Annotated in this window: 13 protein-coding genes, 3 tRNA genes and 3 rRNA genes; 1 reads left to right on the forward strand and 18 read right to left on the reverse strand. The window is 44.5% G+C overall.

The genetic code is table 11. The features are described 5' to 3' along the window. Nucleotides 1-23 precede the first annotated feature (23 nt). The 5 genes from ACZ5NG_RS10555 to ACZ5NG_RS10575 all read right to left on the reverse strand — a co-directional run bounded on the left by ACZ5NG_RS10555 (nt 24) and on the right by ACZ5NG_RS10575 (nt 4,767). A complete protein-coding gene (locus ACZ5NG_RS10555; protein ID WP_464251764.1) occupies nt 24-1,730 on the reverse strand; it encodes a glutamine--tRNA ligase/YqeY domain fusion protein in 1,707 nt (568 codons plus the stop codon). A 131-nt stretch (nt 1,731-1,861) separates the two neighbouring features. Next, complete coding sequence (ispF, locus tag ACZ5NG_RS10560; protein WP_464251765.1) at nt 1,862-2,335, reverse strand: 2-C-methyl-D-erythritol 2,4-cyclodiphosphate synthase; 474 nt, start codon at nt 2,333-2,335, stop codon at nt 1,862-1,864. After that, nucleotides 2,326-3,033: a 2-C-methyl-D-erythritol 4-phosphate cytidylyltransferase gene (ispD, locus tag ACZ5NG_RS10565; protein ID WP_464251766.1), complete on the reverse strand. Its 708-nt coding sequence runs from the start codon at nt 3,031-3,033 to the stop codon at nt 2,326-2,328. The genes ispF and ispD overlap by 10 nt, the downstream gene beginning before the upstream one ends. Next, nucleotides 3,026-4,165, reverse strand: coding sequence for a PIN/TRAM domain-containing protein (locus tag ACZ5NG_RS10570; protein WP_464253158.1), 1,140 nt, complete (start codon nt 4,163-4,165; stop codon nt 3,026-3,028). The genes ispD and ACZ5NG_RS10570 overlap by 8 nt, the downstream gene beginning before the upstream one ends. Before the next feature lie 128 nt (nt 4,166-4,293). Next, nucleotides 4,294-4,767 carry a CarD family transcriptional regulator gene (locus tag ACZ5NG_RS10575; RefSeq protein ID WP_464251767.1) on the reverse strand — a complete coding sequence of 158 codons (474 nt, stop codon included), beginning with the start codon at nt 4,765-4,767 and terminating at the stop codon, nt 4,294-4,296. A 198-nt stretch (nt 4,768-4,965) separates the two neighbouring features. Here ACZ5NG_RS10575 and ACZ5NG_RS10580 point away from each other — a divergent pair, with 198 nt between their 5' ends. Next, nucleotides 4,966-5,364 carry a nucleoside triphosphate pyrophosphohydrolase family protein gene (locus tag ACZ5NG_RS10580; RefSeq protein ID WP_464251768.1) on the forward strand — a complete coding sequence of 133 codons (399 nt, stop codon included), beginning with the start codon at nt 4,966-4,968 and terminating at the stop codon, nt 5,362-5,364. A 65-nt stretch (nt 5,365-5,429) separates the two neighbouring features. On the opposite strand, the gene disA is transcribed toward ACZ5NG_RS10580, so the two are convergent. From disA to lysS, 13 genes are all read right to left on the reverse strand, one after another. Next, on the reverse strand, nt 5,430-6,506 hold the full coding sequence (disA, locus tag ACZ5NG_RS10585) for a DNA integrity scanning diadenylate cyclase DisA (protein ID WP_464251769.1): 1,077 nt from the start codon (nt 6,504-6,506) through the stop codon (nt 5,430-5,432). A gap of 10 nt (nt 6,507-6,516) precedes the next feature. Further along, the gene (gene radA, locus ACZ5NG_RS10590) at nt 6,517-7,866 is read right to left on the reverse strand and encodes a DNA repair protein RadA (protein ID WP_464253159.1); all 1,350 of its coding nucleotides are present in this window, start codon (nt 7,864-7,866) and stop codon (nt 6,517-6,519) included. Between the two features lie 109 nt (nt 7,867-7,975). Beyond that, nucleotides 7,976-10,438, reverse strand: a complete 2,463-nt coding sequence (locus ACZ5NG_RS10595; RefSeq protein ID WP_464251770.1) for an ATP-dependent Clp protease ATP-binding subunit — start codon at nt 10,436-10,438, stop codon at nt 7,976-7,978. 26 nt (nt 10,439-10,464) lie between these two features. Beyond that, nucleotides 10,465-11,517 (reverse strand): protein arginine kinase, encoded by a 1,053-nt coding sequence (locus ACZ5NG_RS10600; RefSeq protein WP_464251771.1) that lies wholly within the window; start codon nt 11,515-11,517, stop codon nt 10,465-10,467. A 2-nt stretch (nt 11,518-11,519) separates the two neighbouring features. Next, complete coding sequence (locus ACZ5NG_RS10605; protein WP_464251772.1) at nt 11,520-12,032, reverse strand: UvrB/UvrC motif-containing protein; 513 nt, start codon at nt 12,030-12,032, stop codon at nt 11,520-11,522. Between the two features lie 31 nt (nt 12,033-12,063). Beyond that, nucleotides 12,064-12,528, reverse strand: coding sequence for a CtsR family transcriptional regulator (locus ACZ5NG_RS10610; RefSeq protein WP_464251773.1), 465 nt, complete (start codon nt 12,526-12,528; stop codon nt 12,064-12,066). Nucleotides 12,529-12,775: 247 nt separating this feature from the next. Beyond that, nucleotides 12,776-12,850: transfer RNA gene (locus tag ACZ5NG_RS10615), tRNA-Asn, on the reverse strand. A gap of 11 nt (nt 12,851-12,861) precedes the next feature. Next, nucleotides 12,862-12,976: ribosomal RNA gene (gene rrf / locus ACZ5NG_RS10620) — 5S ribosomal RNA — on the reverse strand. A gap of 302 nt (nt 12,977-13,278) precedes the next feature. Further along, nucleotides 13,279-16,225: ribosomal RNA gene (locus ACZ5NG_RS10625) — 23S ribosomal RNA — on the reverse strand. Nucleotides 16,226-16,288: 63 nt separating this feature from the next. Then, a tRNA-Ala gene (locus tag ACZ5NG_RS10630) sits at nt 16,289-16,364 on the reverse strand. Between the two features lie 92 nt (nt 16,365-16,456). Next, nucleotides 16,457-16,533, reverse strand: a tRNA-Ile gene (locus ACZ5NG_RS10635). A 90-nt stretch (nt 16,534-16,623) separates the two neighbouring features. After that, nucleotides 16,624-18,159, reverse strand: a 16S ribosomal RNA gene (locus ACZ5NG_RS10640). Together the 16S, 23S and 5S rRNA genes with 3 tRNA genes alongside form the textbook arrangement of a ribosomal RNA operon. Before the next feature lie 306 nt (nt 18,160-18,465). Continuing rightward, nucleotides 18,466-19,935, reverse strand: a complete 1,470-nt coding sequence (gene lysS / locus ACZ5NG_RS10645; protein WP_464251774.1) for a lysine--tRNA ligase — start codon at nt 19,933-19,935, stop codon at nt 18,466-18,468. Nucleotides 19,936-19,959 lie beyond the last annotated feature (24 nt).

The following is a 19,959-nucleotide window of genomic DNA, read 5'->3' on the forward strand; positions in this document are numbered from 1 at the left end:
ATTGGTACACAACAAAACCCCTTCTATTGCGGAAGGGGTTTTGCTGAAATACTTGTGATTATTTTTTTTTGCATTTTGGCCCAAGTATCTTTTAAAGTTACCGTACGATTAAATACAAGTTTTTCGGCAGTGGTATCCGGATCAACACAAAAATAACCCTGTCTTAAAAATTGATACCGACTGCCCGGCTTAGCATCCGCCAAACTGGGTTCAAGATAGCATTCCGTTAATATTTCTAAGGAATTAGGATTGAAATTTTGTCTAAAATCTTCATCTTCTTCGGGGTTAGCCTTGACAAAAAGGTAGTCATATAAGCGTACCTCTGCCTTTACGGCATGGGCTGCCGACACCCAATGCAGTGTTCCCTTTACTTTTTTACCGGAAGTATCCATTCCGCTACGGGTTGCCGGATCATAAGTACAGTGTACTTCAATAATTTCTCCGGTATTTTCATCTTTAACCACGCGCTCACACTTAATAATGTAAGCGTGTTTCAGCCTTACTTCACGACCGGGTGATAAACGGAAAAATTTTTTAGGTGGGTTTTCCATAAAATCATTTTGTTCAATATATATAACTCGCGAGAACGGCAACTTTCTGCTGCCCAATTCTGGGTTTTCCTCATTGTATTCAGCATCCAGCCACTCTACATGATCTTCAGGGAAATTATCAATCACCACTTTTAACGGACGCAATACCGCCATCACCCGCGGTACCTTAAAAATCAAGTCGTTGCGAATACAGTGCTCTAAAAGTGCAATGTCTACCGTACTAACCGCTTTAGCTACGCCAATTCGCTCGCAAAAGTCGCGAATTGATTCCGGCGTATAGCCGCGGCGACGCAATCCGGAAATAGTCGGCATTCTCGGATCATCCCAACCACTCACATAACCCTCTTCCACCAATTGGCGAAGCTTACGCTTGCTCATCACGGTATGACTGAGATTTAGTCTGGCAAATTCAATTTGTTTTGGTTTAGATTTTAACCCGGATACATTTTCAATTACCCATTCATACAGCGGTCGATGGTCCTCAAACTCAGTAGTGCAAATCGAATGGGTAATTCCTTCAATTGCATCTGAAAGCGGATGGGCAAAATCATACATGGGGTAAATACACCACTTCTTTCCGGTACGATGGTGTTCCACATGCTGAATGCGATAAAGAACCGGATCCCGCATATTTAAATTGCCCGAACTCATATCAATTTTGGCGCGCAGTACTTTTGAGCCTTCGGGAAATTCTCCCGCCTTCATCCTTTCAAACAGTTCCAAGTTTTCTTCAATCGAGCGGTTGCGGTACGGACTTTCTTTACCCGGAGTTGTCAACGTACCGCGATACTCCTTGATTTCCTCTGCACTTAAATCATCAACGTAAGCCTTCCCCGCTTTGATTAACTGAACAGCAAACTCATACAGCTGGTCAAAGTAGTCAGAAGCATAATACAAGCGGTCATCCCAGTCGTAACCAAGCCACTTTACATCTCGAATAATTGACTCGACATATTCCGGATCTTCTTTAGTCGGATTAGTATCATCAAAGCGTAAGTTGCAAAGCCCCTTATATTCTTGGGCAATGCCGAAGTTTAAGCAAATAGATTTAGCATGTCCGATATGTAAGTAACCGTTAGGTTCCGGCGGAAACCTAGTATGCACTTTACCGTCATTTTTTCCTTCTTTTATATCATTGTCAATAATGTCATGAATAAAGCTGGTAAACTTATCACTCATGATTCATACTCCTCTTCCATTATGTATGCGGTATTATATATTACAAAAAGCCTACTTTCTACATATTTTCCCTAAATCCTTTTTATTAATCATTTTTATAATATTTATCAACAATAGCGGCAGCATTTAGCCTAACATTTTTTAATGGTACAAACAGCATAGGCGGCAATCCCTTCACCGCGACCGACAAACCCCAGGTGCTCAGTAGTGGTAGCTTTGATGTTTACCGCATTAAAATTTACTTCTAAAACCCGGGAAATATTTTCCCGCATTTGGTTGATGTAGGAAGCTAACTTTGGTGCTTGAGCTGCTACCACCGCATCCACATTATTAACTTTATATCCTTGAGAAATTAGCATTTCTTTAACGGTTTGCAGCAATTTAATACTGGAAATTCCTTGGTATTGAACATCATTATCCGGAAAATGCTGACCGATATCCCCCAACGCGGCTGCACCCAACAAAGCATCCATAATTGCATGTACCAAGACATCGGCATCCGAGTGTCCGGCAAGTCCCCGTTCGTAATCTATATTCACGCCGCCAATAATTAAAGGACGCCCCGCAATCAAACGATGCACATCATACCCAATACCTACCCGCAATAAGCGCCCCTCCTTTTTAGAATTGCTTCCGCCAACAGCAAGTCTTCCGGTGTAGTAATTTTAATATTTTCATAACTACCGGCTACCAAATTTACCGGTATACCGAGTCGCTCTACTAACGAAGCATCATCTGTGCCGATAAAATTACACCGCTCGGCATGTTCATAGGCTTTAATCAGCGTAGCAAATTTAAAAGCCTGAGGTGTTTGTGCGGCCCACAAATTTTCTCTTGGCGGAGTACTCAATACCCGCCGGTTAGCATCGGCAACTTTAATAGTATCTTTTACCGGTACCGCTGCCACCGCATTCCCTTTCTCCTTGGCTACGGCAATTATATTCAACAATATATCAGCAGTAAGTAAAGGCCTCACACCGTCATGAACCACTACTATATCATCATCCGCTGCCTTAAGTGCGATAAGACCGTTATATACCGATTGCTGACGGTAATCTCCTCCGGAGATCACCGCCAGCATTTTTTGAGGGCAGTATTTGCCGACAATATTTTCTTGACACCATAAAACTTCTTCTTTACCAACCACCAACACAATGCCATGAATAACCGGGCATTCAGCAAACAGCGCAAGGGTATGTGCTAACAGCGGCAATCCACACAGTTCTAAGTATTGTTTTTTTACTTCTGTCCCCATCCTGCTTCCGGTACCGGCCGCCGGAATCACTGCAAATACATTAGCCAACAACGTTCACTCCATTATTACGACCGGATGATTTAACTTGTCGATTAATGTTCTTAGGTTTGGCAAAAATCATTCTGCCCGCAGCTGTCTGCAACACGCTGGTAACTTCCACGGAAATATTTTGGTCCATATACTTCTTACCGCCTTCAACAACAATCATCGTTCCGTCATCTAAATACGCCAAGCCCTGACCGACTTCTTTGCCCTCTTTTACTATCTGCACATTCATTTCTTCACCGGGCAATGCTATTGGTTTTACTGCATTAGATAACTCATTAATATTTAAAACTTTCACACCTTGAAACTCAGCAACTTTATTCAAATTATAGTCATTTGTCAATATCTTTGCTCCTAACTTCTCTGCCAACTTAACAAGTTTAGCATCCACTTCAGGAATATCATCCAGGCCTTTAACATTTTCATATATTTGCACTTTAACATCCGGTATATTTTTACGCATATAATTTAAGATGTCTAAACCGCGTCGCCCCCGGTTGCGCTTTAATAAGTCCGATGAGTCCGCAATGTGACGTAACTCGTCAACTACAAAAGCAGGAACAAGCAACACACCTTCGATAAAGCCGCTCTCACAAAGATCTGCGATCCGGCCATCAATAATTACACTGGTATCCAACAGTTTTATACTGCCTGCAGACTTTGCCTCAGATTTTAGCAAACGCTCTCTGCCAAATTTCGGCACATTGGCTAAAAATCCGGTTAATTCTTCCCGCTTTTTAATACCTACAGTCAGGCCCAAATAACCTAATAAGATCGTCACTAACAACCATATTCCCTTTCCTATCGGGCCAATGGCTGATAGCGTGGAGCCTAATAAATTTGCAATTATAAGTCCAAAAATCAGTCCAATTGTACCCATTATTAAATCTTGAATGGGGGTTTTAGCCAAATACTGATCTATATACGCGGTAAATTTAAGAGATAACTCGATGATTCTCGGTGCCAGCAGGACTCCAATCAAGCCCCCCAGTACGGTAGATATAACAAAGAAGCCAATCATAAACTGCGGGACGTTAAGAGCCACAATATTGTGCTGGTACATGTAATATCCGGTATATAAACCAATTACTGAAAACAATAAAATTAACAAACCGTAAATTGCCTTTCTTAACAGAATTATCACCTCCTTCCAAAAAGATGCTTACTACATTATAGAAAATTAGCCATCACTAATTCAACTATTATACACGAATAAAAATGCCTTAATATAAAGAAAAACGTCAGAATAGAGTTCTGACGTTTTTATGCCAGTGCTTTATCAACTAGTGACTGCGCCTTTTCTTCCTCCCATTCCGTTGCCAACACAAGCTCACTAATTAATATTTGCCGGGCATTTTCCAGCATTTTTCTTTCCCCTGATGACAAACCCTTTTCCTGGTCTCTTTTAAAAAGGTTTCGCACTACTTCAGCAACTTCATAAATATCTCCGCTCTTAATCTTTTCCAAATTTGCCCGATAACGCCTATTCCAATTACCGGACATGGCAGTGCTTTCTTGGCGTAGAATACCGATTACCCGTTCTACCCCTTGAGCGCTTATTACCTCACGCAAACCTGTATTTTTGCCGTTTATCGGTATCATTACCTTCATATCTCCAACAGGAAGGCGCAAAATGTAATACTTGCGTTTTTCACCCAACACTTCTTTTTCTTCAATGGCTTCGATAACTCCGGCCCCATGCATAGGGTAAACGACTTTGTCCCCTATCTTGAACAAGTTCAGCCCCCCTTTTCCTTTACCGGGTTTATTATACCATAAAAAAAGTATTTTGTCAAAAGTAAACTATGATTATAGCATAGACCCTGTTTACTGTCAATTATAATTTTTATAAAGATGTTTGTTTGACAAACACCTCAAATGCTGACTATAATTTACTTAAATATTTCACCACTACTTTTATAGGGAGTGACTATCTTGTTAAAAGATTTAATTGCTGAAGAGTTTCAGTACACTGTATCTGAGCAATTGATATGCAATCGCAGCATTTTAGATATTTTAAGCCGTCAACAAGAGTGTGTCGCCAGATTAAACGATGCTATTGTTAAAACAGTGACCAGTTGTGGTTGTTTAAAAATAGAAGCCAAAAAAACAAAAATTCCTGAAGATTTAACCTTAGATCAATTAAAAAAAGTACTTGATTCACACCTTTCCGGCCAACTCTGTCCACATTGTCGAGAAAAAATTGAAAGGGAAATCGGTCGTAAGATGATTTACTTAGCCGCCCTATGTAACTTATTAGATTTAAACTTATTTGACATCATTATTAAAGAACACAATAAAATCAAGCTACTAAGACACTACAGTTTAACATAACCCCCTGACACAACCAACTAAAAAAAACGAGGTGTATTGATACACCTCGTTTAGTTTAAAATCTTTTATACTTTGCGGTCTTGTATTAATTTATCTCGATAGCGACGCAAACCTTCCTTAATGGAACGGGCACGCACTTCGCCTATACCTTCAACTTCATCTAATTGCTCTATACTGGCATTTAAAACGTTTGGCAAGGTAGAAAAAGTATCAACTAGATTTTCAATCACCGGTATCGGCAATCTGGGGATTTTTCGCAATACCCGATAACCTCTGGGCGTAACATTTTGATCCAAAATACTTTGGCTGCCGGAATACCCCAGTGCCCGGGCAATTAAAGTCATGTCCAGCAAATCTTCTGACGGCCAACTGGAAATCATCGTCATAATATCATCAGGCGATTTATCTAACTCTGTAGCGTAATCTTGAATAACCAGCAGCCCTTCAGTGGCAACATTAGCTACTAATTCTTCAACTTGCATAGTAATCAGTCTACCCTCTACACCCAATTCACTGATATACCAAGCAATTTCTTTTTCTACCCTAAGTACCATTTCCACCCTTTGAATAGCCTTGGTAACATCATAAAGGGTAACGGCATCTTGGAACTCTAAAATTGATAATTCCAACAGTACTTGATCCAGTACCGAGCGATATTTTTCCAAAGTTTGAATAGCTTGATTGGCCTTGGCCAATATCACGCCGATATCTCTTAATACATATTTCAATGAGCCTTTATATAATGTAATAACACCACGGCGCTGAGATATGGAAATAACACAGGCACCGGTTTGTTTAGCCACTCTTTCTGCCGTACGGTGCCGGATACCTGTTTCAGAAGAAGGGATAAGTAGGTCGGGGATAAGCTGGGTATTGGCAGCAATTATTTTTTTAGCATCGCTGCTCAAAATAATAGCACCGTCCATCTTCGCTAATTCGTATAAAGAAGCAGGAGAAAAGTCCGCATTAATGAGAAAGCCGCCCTCTGCTATTTCAGTTACTTCAGGACTGTCGCCAATTACGATCAGCGCCCCGGTTTTTGCCCGCAGTATATTTTCCATCCCTTCTCGCAGGGGCGTACCAGGAGCAACCTGTCTTAATACCTGTAATAATTTATTTTCAAATTTTTCATCCTTTATCATGTTGCCCCCCCTAACCCTTCAAACCTATCTCTATGGCTTCTGAAACTGTATTTACTGTATGTATATGCATTCCGGGTATTTTTAGTTTATTTAAAGCTTTTGCCGGGACTAAAGCCCTTTTAAAACCCATGTTTACCGCTTCTTTTAATCTTCTCTCTATTGCATTTACCGGTCTTACCTCACCGGTTAAACCAATTTCTCCAACAACAACCATGTCATTTGCCAGCGCTTGATCTCGAAAGCTGGATGCTAAAGCAAGTGCTATCGGTAAATCAACAGCCGGTTCTATTAAACGCACGCCACCGACAACATTAACATAAGCATCATAACCACTCAGGCGAAACCCGATTCTTTTTTCCAGAACGGCTAATATTAGCGCTACCCGATGATGGTCAACACCTGCCGTCATCCGTCTGGGCACCCCAAAGGAATTTGGACATACTAATGCCTGTATTTCAACCAGTAGCGGTCGAGTACCTTCAATACTGGGTACTACCACCGCTCCGGGTGCCGATACAGGTTGCTTAACTATAAACAGGGCTGAAGGATTTGATACTTCAACTAAACCACGGTCTTGCATTTCAAAGATGCCTACTTCATTAGTTGAACCAAACCGGTTTTTCACCGTTCGCAATATGCGAAAAGACTGATGGCGCTCCCCTTCAAAATACAGAACCGTATCCACCATATGTTCAAGTACTCGCGGTCCCGCTAATGTTCCTTCCTTAGTAACGTGCCCGACGATAAATATTGATATGTTATACCTTTTGGCAAACCGCATTAGCTCTACACAAGTTTCCCTAATTTGAGATACACTGCCCGGTGCAGAACTGATTTCCGGATGAACCATTGTTTGAATTGAATCGATAACCACTACTCGGGGTGCCAGTTCGCTCAAAATACCAGTGACTGTTTCGATATCTGTTTCGGTAAGCAGATATAGATTGTTGATATCTATATTCAGCCTTTTGGCTCGCATTCCTATTTGCTGAATTGATTCTTCTCCGGAAACATAAAGCACTTTACCTTCTTGACTAAGACTTTGGGCAACCTGCAGCAACAGTGTAGATTTACCTATTCCCGGATCCCCACCGATTAAAATCAGGGATCCCGGTACCAAGCCGCCTCCTAAAACCCGGTTTAGTTCACCTATACCCGTCGAATATCTTTTCACCGGTTTTATTTGCACTTCAGAAAGCCGTACCGGGACCGCACTTTTATCGTTTTTTATTTTTCCGGTCTTGGTATCCGTTCTCTCTTCAACAAAGGTGTTCCAAGAGCCACAACTCGGACACTTGCCCAGCCAACGCAGCGATTGATGCCCACATTCTTGACATAAGAAAGCGGATTTGCCTCTTATCTCAACCAGCTCCCCCCTAGCTCTATTCTAAGAGTAAATTATAACATGGGCATCTGCAATGGGTACAGGGTAAAAGCTTGACGCTTTTACCGCTGCCCACTGCTACTGTTTATGCTTTTTTTACCAAGATACCGTTTTCATCGGCATCAATAATTACTTTATCACCGTTTCTGATATTTCCTTGAAGAAATTCTTCGGAAAGCCTGTCTTCAACCAATTTTTGTATTTGCCGTCTCAGGGGTCTTGCTCCATATTCTTCACTAAAACCTTCTTTGGCAAGATAATCCTTAGCCTGCTCTGTAAATTCAAGGAAGATATCATTTTCTGCCATTCTCTTAGCAGTTTGTTGTAACATTAGGCTAACAATTTGCCTGATATGCTCAGGGGTGAGGAAGTGGAAATAAACAATTTCATCAATTCGGTTTATAAATTCCGGTCTAAATGCCCGTTCTAATTCTTTTTTCAACTCGCGTTTCATTTCTTCGGTTTTAAGTTCCGCTTCTTTTCCGGTGCGAATACCTACAACCGGTGTATGCTTTAGTTTCTGCACACCAATATTTGATGTCATGATGATTACGGTATTGCGAAAGTCTACGGTACGGCCTTTAGCTTCGGTGAGCCGACCGTCCTCTAAAACTTGCAGCAGTACATTAAATACATCGGGGTGAGCTTTTTCTATTTCGTCTAATAATATCACTGAATATGGACGTCGCCGCACAGCCTCGGTCAACTGTCCGCCTTCATCATATCCTACGTATCCCGGAGGTGCCCCAAGCAGCCTGGAAACAGTATGCTTTTCCATGTACTCCGACATGTCAATGCGCACCATAGCATCTTCATCACCAAACAACGCTTCTGCCAATGCTTTAGCCAGTTCGGTCTTACCAACACCGGTCGGACCGAGAAAGATAAATGAACCAATTGGGCGTTTAGGATCTTTAAGGCCTGCTCTTGCCCGACGTATTGCCTTGGCAACGGCAGTTACAGCATCATCTTGACCGACAACGCGGTTGTGTAATATTTCTTCTAGTTTAAGCAGTCTTTCAGATTCTTCTTGAACTAGCTTCTGAACCGGTATTCCTGTCCAACCGGAAACAACTTCTCCGATTTCGTTTTCACCAACCACTAATTCCCGATCACCCTGTTGCTGCTGCCATGCTTTTCTTTGCTCTTCCAGTTTCGCTAGCAGTTCTTTTTCCTGATCCCGCAGTTCAGCTGCTTTTTCAAATTCCTGATTATTTACTGCCGCTTCTTTTTCTTTGCGAATTTCATCTAATTTACTTTCCATTTGTTTTATATCCGGTGTTGCGGTAAAAGCCTGTACCCTTACTCGGGAAGCGGCTTCATCCATCAGGTCAATGGCCTTATCCGGCAAAAAGCGATCTGTAATATAGCGATCCGCCAGTTTGGCTGCCGAAACCAAAGCCTCGTCGGTAATACGCACTCGGTGATGAGCCTCATATTTATCCCTTAGCCCTTTAAGTATTTCAATTGTTTCTTCAACCGTCGGCTCTTCCACCATCACCGGTTGAAAACGTCGTTCCAGCGCCGGATCTTTTTCAATATGTTTGCGGTACTCATCCAGCGTAGTTGCACCGATAGCCTGTATCTCACCGCGGGCTAAGGCCGGCTTAAGAATGTTAGACGCGTCAATGGCTCCTTCAGCGGCACCGGCACCAATCAAAGTGTGCAGCTCGTCGATAAATACTATGATATTTCCTGCCTGTTTAATTTCGCTAATTATTTTCTTAATTCGGTCTTCAAATTCACCGCGATATTTTGTACCGGCAACCATGGCCGCCAAGTCCAGGGCAACTACCCTTTTATCCGCCAAAATTTCCGGCACATCACCGCTGACAATTTTTTGAGCTAAACCTTCGGCAATCGCAGTTTTGCCAACACCGGGTTCCCCTACCAGCACCGGATTGTTTTTTGTTCGGCGACTTAGGATCTGAATAACCCGTTCTACTTCTTTTTGTCGGCCGATAACCGGATCAAGTTTATCCTCTTTTGCCAATTGATTTAAATCACGACTGAATTCGTTCAATGTGACCGTGTTACTGCAGCTACCGCCGGGACAGCCGGCCCCCGGTTGGTTTGGGTTATAGTTACTTCCGGCTTCACCTGCCGGTTGTCCTCCTCCCAGCATTTGTGCCAGCAGCTGTTGTACTCGATTCACATCGGCACCCATTGATGCTAAAACACGGGCTGCCACTCCTTCTCCTTCACTGATTAACCCCAGCAGCAGATGTTCAGTACCCACATAATTATGACCCATATTGCGGGCATGTAGTACAGCTAATTCAATAACCCGTTTACCTCTGGGAGTCAGTAATAACTCCTGTACGGCGGCTCCACCCTGGCCCGGTTCAACCAGCTCTTTCACCCTTTGTCTAACTTTATCGGCATCTATTCCTAATTTATTTAAGACTTGTGAAGCAACACCTGAGCCTTCTCTTATCAGGCCCAATAAAATATGCTCCGTACCGACATAAGGATAGTTCATGTTCCTTGCTTCTTCTTGAGCAAATGCCAATACTTTTCTTGCTCTCTCAGTAAACTTAGCAAACATTGTCAACACCTCCATACAACTAATAATTACTTTAACTTTTCCCTGACAATTTCTGCCCTTATAATGTCTCGCTCTTCTATGTTTAATACCCTTCCGGCCTTTTTAACCAAGTACGCCGGTTTAATGATCACACTTAGCTCATTTAACAGTTGCGGTGAAATGTTTTCAATAATGCCTAAATCCACACCTAAGCGTACGTCTGAAATTAGTTTCATTGCTTCACTAGAGGTAAGCAGTCGAGCATTTTTTAATGTGCCATAAGCTCTAAAAACCCTGTCCTCCAGCTGATATTTACGTTTACTATATAAAGCATTGCGGGCCGTTCTTTCATGCTCAATTATTTCTTTGATTACCAACACCAATTTATCTATAATCTCTTCCTCTGTTAAGCCCAATGTTACCTGGTTTGATATTTGATACAAATTGCCTGCAGCTTCCGTTCCTTCTCCATAAAGCCCGCGCACAGTTAATCCCAGTTTAGCTACCGTATTTATTACTCTGTTCACCTGGTTTAGCATGGTTATTCCGGGTAAATGCAGCATAACTGACGCTCTTAAACCGGTACCCACATTAGTAGGACAAGCAGTTAAATACCCCAATTGCTCTGAAAAGGCGTAGTCTATTGTTTGTTCTAAATAATCATCAAGCTCATTAGCCAAATCCCATGCCTTTTGCAGTTGCAGACCGGGCAGTAAACACTGAATGCGCAAATGATCTTCCTCATTGATCATAATGCTGATTATTTCATCATCGCTCAATACTACTGCCTTTTTTTCCGGATCTTTTAGCAAGTTCGGACTAATCAAATGTTTTTCCATTAAAATTTCTCTGTCTGTTTGTGACAATTCAGCTAATTTAACAAGCTCTAAATTGCCAAATCGCTCACTGGGTTTAGATATTGCCTGTTGAACATAATGAAAAACAGACTCTGCGTCTTCTTGTTTCATCAAGTGCGGAAAAGGTACATACGATGTGTTTCTGGCAATTCTTATCCGGCTGCTGATTACAATATCGTGTTCGGGGCCGTGACTATTCATCCATCCGGAATATGCATTATTAATCGTCTCTCTTAACCCCATGTTTAATCCTCCTTGTTCAATTTCTCTTCCAGTTGTTTGATTTGATCACGTAGCATAGCAGCCTTTTCAAACTCTTCTTTATTAACGGCTTGTTGTAATTTCCTTTTCAGATCCATTATCTCTTTTCTGATTCTGACTTTTCCACCCGTTCTTTTCGGTACCTTACCTGTATGCTGAATCGTCCCATGCACTCGCCTTACCAACGGTATAATTTGACTGTGAAAGGACTGATAACAGCTTGGACAGCCAAGTAACCCACCTTTAGCAAAGCTATTCTTTGATATGCCACACTTCGAGCAATTGTCATGGGTATCAATTTTGACAGCCTGACTGAAATCATTTTCGATTAAACTACCTAAAAACTTGTGTAGATTGAATTGGGGACTAAAACCCCATGCCTCCTGTTGCAATTCGTTAGCACAATATTCGCATATATTCATCTCCACTTTTTTGTTATTAATTACTTGTGTTAAATGTACCGTTGCCTGACGCTGATTACACCTTTCGCAAAGCATTGTCCAAACCTCTCTTCCTTATTAAGTTTAACTACTCATCTTCCGTTAACACTACCGCAATCATCGCCTTTAAAATATTGGCCCTAATTTTATCCCGCCAAGGCAGCTTAACATTTAATACGCCCCGTTCTAATGCCGAGCGCATAATTTTATATTCCCTTTTGGTGATGATCTCTTCGTTTAGCAGCCTCTGTAAAACAACATTGGCAGACTTTTGGCTAATACTATCGTTTATATATTGAAACAAATCACCTAACAAATCATTGTCATTCAAACGTATTTTTTCTATTTTTACATAGCCACCGCCACCCCGCCTGCTTTCAATAACATAACCGTGATTAATAGTAAAACGAGTAGATAAAACATAGTTTATTTGTGAGGGAACGCAATTAAACTGCTCTGCTAATTCATTTCGCTGAATTTCAATATACCCTTTGGGGCTGTTTTTTAACATATTGATTAAATAATGTTCAATTAAATCTGAAATATTAGCCATTGTTCCTACCACCCTGCTGTTATTCGTTTGACTTTGACTGACCTTAACCAAAGTATACCACCAAATTAACAATAATATGCAAATGTTAAAAAAGTGAATATTTTTTTATTTTGGTTAATATTGAACAAAAAATTAAAACTACGTTACCCTAGAATATAAAATCTATTGTTATTTATGACATTTTTAAATTATTTTATACTAAAAACAAAGAACGCCAGGTGCTATACCTGGCGTTCTTAAAAGTCAGTGGCTCCTCGAGTAGGATTCGAACCTACAACCTACCGGTTAACAGCCGGTTGCTCTACCGTTGAGCTATCGAGGAATATATATAAAATTCGGCGGCGACCTACTCTCCCAGGGCTCAAGCCCAAGTACCATCGGCCCTGCAGGGCTTAACTTCCGTGTTCGGGATGGGAACGGGTGTACCCCCTGCGGTATTGCCACCGAAAATATTGTTTTCATTCTTAGGCAGGCCTGTCTTACGGCCTGTTCGCTAGCGGTCTGCCAAGGCATTTACGCTCCGCAAACACGCCGGCACATATACTTGTACGAGCTCCGCCGCCTCCGGGTGCCTGCGGAACTCGGAGCAAAGCTCCTCGAACAGTCCTCGGCACTTACCCTCCGGCGGCGTCGCTCTTTGAATGCGCCGGCTTATCGTTTGCTCCGGCAAATGCCTTGGCGTTCAGTATCGTTGCAGGATACCATGTCTGCTGTTCCTTCAAAACTGTACAGCGAGTCAAGAAAAGCTTTCAGGTCAAGACCTCGACCTATTAGTACCGGTCAGCTAAACACATTACTGTGCTTACACATCCGGCCTATCTACCACGTAGTCTTCGTGGGGTCTTACTCTTACGATGGGAAACCTCATCTTGGAGGGGGCTTCGCGCTTAGATGCTTTCAGCGCTTATCCCTTCCGGACATAGCTACCCAGCTATGCCTCTGGCGAGACAACTGGTACACCAGCGGTCCGTCCAACCCGGTCCTCTCGTACTAGGGTCAGCTCTCCTCAAGTTTCCTACGCCTGCGACGGATAGGGACCGAACTGTCTCACGACGTTCTGAACCCAGCTCACGTACCGCTTTAATGGGCGAACAGCCCAACCCTTGGGACCTACTCCAGCCCCAGGATGCGATGAGCCGACATCGAGGTGCCAAACCTCCCCGTCGATGTGAACTCTTGGGGGAGATAAGCCTGTTATCCCCGGGGTAGCTTTTATCCGTTGAGCGACGGCTCTTCCACTCGATACCGCCGGATCACTAAGCCCTACTTTCGTACCAGCTCGACTTGTCAGTCTCGCTGTCAAGCTCCCTTTTGCCTTTACACTCTCTAGGCGCGATTTCCGTCCGCGCTGAGGGAACCTTTGGGCGCCTCCGTTACCCTTTGGGAGGCGACCGCCCCAGTCAAACTGCCCACCTGACACTGTCCTCGTACCGGCTTACGGCACTAAGTTAGAATTCCAATATCTCAAGGGTGGTATCCCACCGGCGACTCCACAAATACTGGCGTACTTGCTTCTCTGTCTCCCACCTATCCTGTACATGAAATACCGAAACCCAATGTCAAGCTGCAGTAAAGCTCCACGGGGTCTTTCTGTCCTGTCGCAGGTATCCGGCATCTTTACCGGAACTTCAATTTCACCGAGTCCCTCGTTGAGACAGTGCCCAAATCGTTACGCCATTCGTGCGGGTCGGAACTTACCCGACAAGGAATTTCGCTACCTTAGGACCGTTATAGTTACGGCCGCCGTTTACCGGGGCTTCAATTCAGAGCTTCGGGTCATTTCCCTAACCCTTCCTCTTAACCTTCCGGCACCGGGCAGGCGTCAGCTCCTATACGTCAGCTTTCGCTTTAGCAGGAACCTGTGTTTTTGCTAAACAGTCGTTTGGGCCTGGTCTCTGCGGCCTCTTCTCGCTCCGTTTGTTCTAACTTCACGATAATGAGGCACCCCTTCTCCCGAAGTTACGGGGTCATTTTGCCGAGTTCCTTAACGAGGGTTCTCTCGCGCGCCTTAGGATTCTCTCCTCGCCTACCTGTGTCGGTTTGCGGTACGGGCACCAACTTCCTCGTTAGAGGCTTTTCTTGGCAGTTTGGGATCGGCTACTTCGCTACTTTTTTTTCGCTCCCCTTCACCTCTCGGGCTTTTTGATAAGCGGTTTTGCCTACTTATCACCCTACGGGCTTGGACGCACTTTTCCAACCGTGCGCTTAGCCTACCCTCCTGCGTCACCCCATCCTTCAAACGGTCGTTGGTGGCATCGGAATCTCAACCGATTGTCCATCGCCTACGCCTTTCGGCCTCGGCTTAGGTCCCGGCTTACTCTGGGCGGACGAGCCTTCCCCAGAAAACCTTAGGCTTTCGGCGGGCAGGATTCTCACCTGCCTTTTCGTTTACTCATACCGGCATTCTCACTTCCCAACGCTCCACAGCTCCTTTCGGTACTGCTTCCGCGCGTTGGCAACGCTCCCCTACCTTTGAATGGTCCATACCATCCAAACCAAAGCTTCGGTGCATGACTTAGCCCCGTTACATTTTCGGCGCAGGGTCACTTGACCAGTGAGCTATTACGCACTCTTTGAATGATGGCTGCTTCTAAGCCAACATCCTGGTTGTCTCTGCAACCCCACATCCTTTCCCACTTAGCCATGCTTGGGGACCTTAGCTGTTGGTCTGGGCTGTTTCCCTCTCGACTACGAATCTTAGCACCCGTAGTCTGACTCCCGGGATTCAAGTGGCCGGCATTCGGAGTTTGATTGGGGTCGGTAACCGGTGAAGGCCCCTAGCCCAGTCAGTGCTCTACCTCCGGCACTCATTCCCGAGGCTAGCCCTAAAGCTATTTCGGGGAGAACCAGCTATCTCCGAGTTCGATTGGCTTTTCACCCCTACCCACAGCTCATCCGCCGCCTTTTCAACGACGGTCGGTTCGAGCCTCCACTGAATTTTACTTCAGCTTCACTCTGGCCATGGGTAGATCACCCGGTTTCGGGTCTACTTTAACGAACTATGCGCCCTCTTCAGACTCGCTTTCGCTACGGCTCCGGCTTTCCGGCCTTAACCTCGCTCGTTAAAGTAACTCGCCGGTCCGTTCTGCAAAAAGTACGCCGTCACGCTTTTAACGCGCTCCGACTGCTTGTAAGCACATGGTTTCAGGTTCTATTTCACTCCCCTCCCGGGGTGCTTTTCACCTTTCCCTCACGGTACTTGTGCACTATCGGTCGCTTTAGGTATTTAGCCTTGGCAGGTGGTCCTGCCGGATTCCCACGGGGTTCCACGTGTCCCGCGGTACTTGGGATACCTCTTTGGTTCGGTTATCTTTCGCCTACAGGAGTGTTACCTTCTGTGCTCCAGCTTTCCAGCTGTGTTCAGCTAGATAACCCAAATCCAATTCTTGAGGTCCCGCAACCCCGGCAATGCAAGCATTGCCGGTTTAGGCTACACCCCGTTCGCTCGCCGCTACTTAGGGTATCGAGTTTTCTTTCTTTTCCTCCGGGTACTTAGATGTTTCAGTTCCCCGGGTGCCCCCCGTTTAGCTATGGATTCACTAAACGGTGACGGGAGTTCGCTCCCGCCGGGTTGCCCCATTCGGAGATCTGCGGATCAACGCTTGTTTGCAGCTACCCGCAGCTTTTCGCAGCTTACCACGTCCTTCATCGGCCTAAAGCGCCTAGGCATCCACCATATGCTCTTACTATCTTGACCTGGTGAAATTGTTTCTACCTACTCTCGCTTCTCTTACTCGCTGTGCAGTTTTCAAGGAACATCTGGTGGAGACGAGCGGATTCGAACCGCTGACCCCCTGCTTGCAAGGCAGGTGCTCTCCCAGCTGAGCTACGCCCCCATTTTACTTTTGTGATACGTGAGTCGTCAGAGAAAAGAAATTAGCATTGCTAATTTCTTCTTACTCTCAGCTCTAACTTCTCACTTTTCAACTGGTGGGACTGGGTGGACTCGAACCACCGACCTCACGCTTATCAGGCGTGCGCTCTGACCGGCTGAGCTACAATCCCTTAATCCTTCAAAACTGAACAGTGCAAAGAGATGAATGATCGACCTAGGAGCGAGAGGTAACACCTTGTCTCCTCTCAGTTACTCCTTAGAAAGGAGGTGATCCAGCCGCACCTTCCGATACGGCTACCTTGTTACGACTTCACCCCAATCATCGACCCCACCTTCGACGGCTCTCTCCTCTTGCGAGGTTAAGTCACCGGCTTCGGGTGTTGTCGACTTTCGTGGTGTGACGGGCGGTGTGTACAAGGCCCGGGAACGTATTCACCGCAGTATGCTGACCTGCGATTACTAGCGATTCCTACTTCATGCAGGCGAGTTGCAGCCTGCAATCCGAACTGGGACCTGCTTTCTGGGATTCGCTCCGCCTCACGGCTTCGCTGCCCTCTGTACAGGCCATTGTAGCACGTGTGTAGCCCAGGGCATAAGGGGCATGATGATTTGACGTCATCCCCACCTTCCTCCGTTTTGTCAACGGCAGTTCCGTTAGAGTGCCCAACTTAATGATGGCAACTAACGGTAAGGGTTGCGCTCGTTGCGGGACTTAACCCAACATCTCACGACACGAGCTGACGACAACCATGCACCACCTGTCTCTCCGTCCCATAAGGGAACTCCCTATTTCTAGGGATGGCGGAGGATGTCAAGCCCTGGTAAGGTTCTTCGCGTTGCGTCGAATTAAACCACATGCTCCACCGCTTGTGCGGGCCCCCGTCAATTCCTTTGAGTTTTAGTCTTGCGACCGTACTCCCCAGGCGGAGTGCTTAACGCGTTTGCTACGGCACTGAAGGGGTCGATACCTCCAACACCTAGCACTCATCGTTTACGGCGTGGACTACCAGGGTATCTAATCCTGTTTGCTCCCCACGCTTTCGCGCCTCAGCGTCAGTTACAGGCCAGGAAGCCGCCTTCGCCACGAGTGTTCCTCCTGATATCTACGCATTTCACCGCTACACCAGGAATTCCACTTCCCTCTCCTGCACTCAAGCTAACCAGTTTTAGAGGCATGCTGCAGGTTAAGCCTGCAGGTTTCACCTCTAACTTAGTTTGCCGCCTACGCGCCCTTTACGCCCAGTAATTCCGGACAACGCTCGCCCCCTACGTATTACCGCGGCTGCTGGCACGTAGTTAGCCGGGGCTTTCTCGTATGGTACCGTCATTATCTTCCCATACAACAGAGGTTTACAGTCCGAAGACATTCTTCCCTCACGCGGCGTTGCTCCGTCAGGCTTTCGCCCATTGCGGAATATTCCCCACTGCTGCCTCCCGTAGGAGTCTGGACCGTGTCTCAGTTCCAGTGTGGCCGGTCACCCTCTCAGGCCGGCTACCCATCGTCGCCTTGGTAGGCCTTTACCCCACCAACTAGCTAATGGGACGCGGACTCATCTATCAGCGGTATCCCCTTTCAACATCAGAACTTGTGTCCCGATGTTCGTATCCGGTATTAGCCCCTGTTTCCAAGGGTTATCCCGGTCTGATAGGCAGATTATCCACGCGTTACTCACCCGTCCGCCGCTAAGTAATCGGCAATTCCGTCCGAAAACTTCATTGCCGATCCTTCGCTCGACTTGCATGTGTTAGGCACGCCGCCAGCGTTCGTCCTGAGCCAGGATCAAACTCTCCGTGAAAAATTATCTCAGAAAGCTTTTTCCAAGCTCTGCGTTATCCTGAATTACTCATCTTCTTAAACGAGTGTTTCCTTGCATTCATCTCTTGCTCACTGTTCAGTTTTCAAGGATCCGTAATTTTGGATTATTTTAGCTTGCCCTTAACGGCAAATATTAATTTATCATATTTTATGTTTTTTTGCAACTGTTAATTTTATACGTAGTAAACAAAAAATTTAAGCATTCCCAAACATGTTATCGTTCCAGTCACAAATGTAATATTAGCACAGTCTCAAATAGTTTGTCAATAAAAATTTGAACCCCGGTTTAATCCCGGGGTCTCATTAACGGAAACAGTATCACATCTCTAATGGATGATGAGTTGGTAAGCAACATTACCAAACGGTCAATACCGATTCCTAATCCCCCTGCCGGCGGCATCCCATATTCTAACGCCTGAATGTAATCCTCATCCATCATATGGGCCTCATCGTCGCCGCCTGCTCTCTTTTCAAGTTGTTGTTGAAAACGTTGCTTTTGATCTATGGGATCGTTTAATTCTGAAAAAGCATTAGCTATTTCGCGACCGTATATAAAAAGTTCAAATCGGTAAGTTAAATTAGGATTGTCCTTTTTGCGTTTAGCCAGCGGTGATATTTCTACCGGGTAATCTAAAATAAAGGTGGGTTGAACTAATTTTGGTTCAACCATCTCTTCAAACACTTTATTAAGCACACTGCCCCAAGTGTCATTATCTTCTACTTCTAAGTTCAGTTCTTTTGCCTTCATTCTGGCTTCTTCGTCCGTTTTAATCACGGTAAAATCTAAGCCACTGTATTCTTTGACGGCTTTCAACATCGGCAGTCTTTTCCAAGGTGTCGCTAAATTAATTTCCTGTTCTTCATACTTAATAGTAGTAGTACCCAAAACTTTCTTGGCTACTGTACTGATCAAGTTTTCAGTAATCTCCATCATATCTTCATAATCGCCATAAGCTTGATACAATTCCAACATGGTAAATTCAGGGTTGTGCTTAGTTGATATGCCTTCATTTCTAAAATTACGATTTATTTCGTAAACCTTTTCAAAGCCGCCAACCAAAAGCCTTTTTAAGTATAATTCAGGAGCAATGCGCAAGTATAAATTCATATCCAATGCATTATGGTGAGTAATAAAAGGTCTGGCTGTAGCACCACCGGCAATAGGATGCATCATTGGGGTTTCTACTTCTAAAAAGTTTAGTTCATCCAAATAATTGCGGATTTCCTTGATAATTTTGCTTCTGGTAATAAAAGTCTTTTTTACCTCGGGATTAACGGTAAGGTCTACATATCTTTGACGATACCGCAGATCTACGTCTTTCAAACCGTGCCATTTTTCCGGTAAAGGACGCAGTGATTTAGCTAACAAGGTCAAGTCGGTAATTGAAACAGTAATTTCACCGCGACGGGTTTTAAATACCGTTCCTTCAATACCGATAATATCTCCAATGTCCAGTTTTTCAAACAGCCGGTAGTTGTCCTCACCCAAATCATTTAACCGCGCATAGATTTGAATGTTTCCTGATACATCTTGTAAATTGGCAAAACTGGCTTTGCCATGACCTCTTTTAGCCATAATTCTTCCGGCTAATCTCACATTTTTACCTTCATATTGCTCAAATTGATCAATAATTTCTTGAGCCATATGCTCACGTGGATATTTACCGCCATAAGGCTCAATGCCGTTTCGCTGCAATTCTGTTAGCTTTTCTCTGCGTACTCGCATTAATTCATTAAGTTCTTCCGTGTTTGCCATATATAACCTCCGAAATCCAAGAGA

This window comes from Desulfovectis peckii, from assembly GCF_055391705.1.

Excerpts from the sequence above, each read along its gene's own strand:
- ACZ5NG_RS10555 (WP_464251764.1), bottom strand. The coding sequence starts at position 1,730 with ATGAGTGATAAGTTTACCAGCTTTATTCATGACATTATTGACAATGAT.
- disA (WP_464251769.1), bottom strand. The coding sequence starts at position 6,506 with ATGATAAAGGATGAAAAATTTGAAAATAAATTATTACAGGTATTAAGA.
- ACZ5NG_RS10595 (WP_464251770.1), bottom strand. The coding sequence starts at position 10,438 with ATGTTTGCTAAGTTTACTGAGAGAGCAAGAAAAGTATTGGCATTTGCT.
- ACZ5NG_RS10600 (WP_464251771.1), bottom strand. The coding sequence starts at position 11,517 with ATGGGGTTAAGAGAGACGATTAATAATGCATATTCCGGATGGATGAAT.
- ACZ5NG_RS10605 (WP_464251772.1), bottom strand. The coding sequence starts at position 12,032 with ATGCTTTGCGAAAGGTGTAATCAGCGTCAGGCAACGGTACATTTAACA.
- ACZ5NG_RS10610 (WP_464251773.1), bottom strand. The coding sequence starts at position 12,528 with ATGGCTAATATTTCAGATTTAATTGAACATTATTTAATCAATATGTTA.
- lysS (WP_464251774.1), bottom strand. The coding sequence starts at position 19,935 with ATGGCAAACACGGAAGAACTTAATGAATTAATGCGAGTACGCAGAGAA.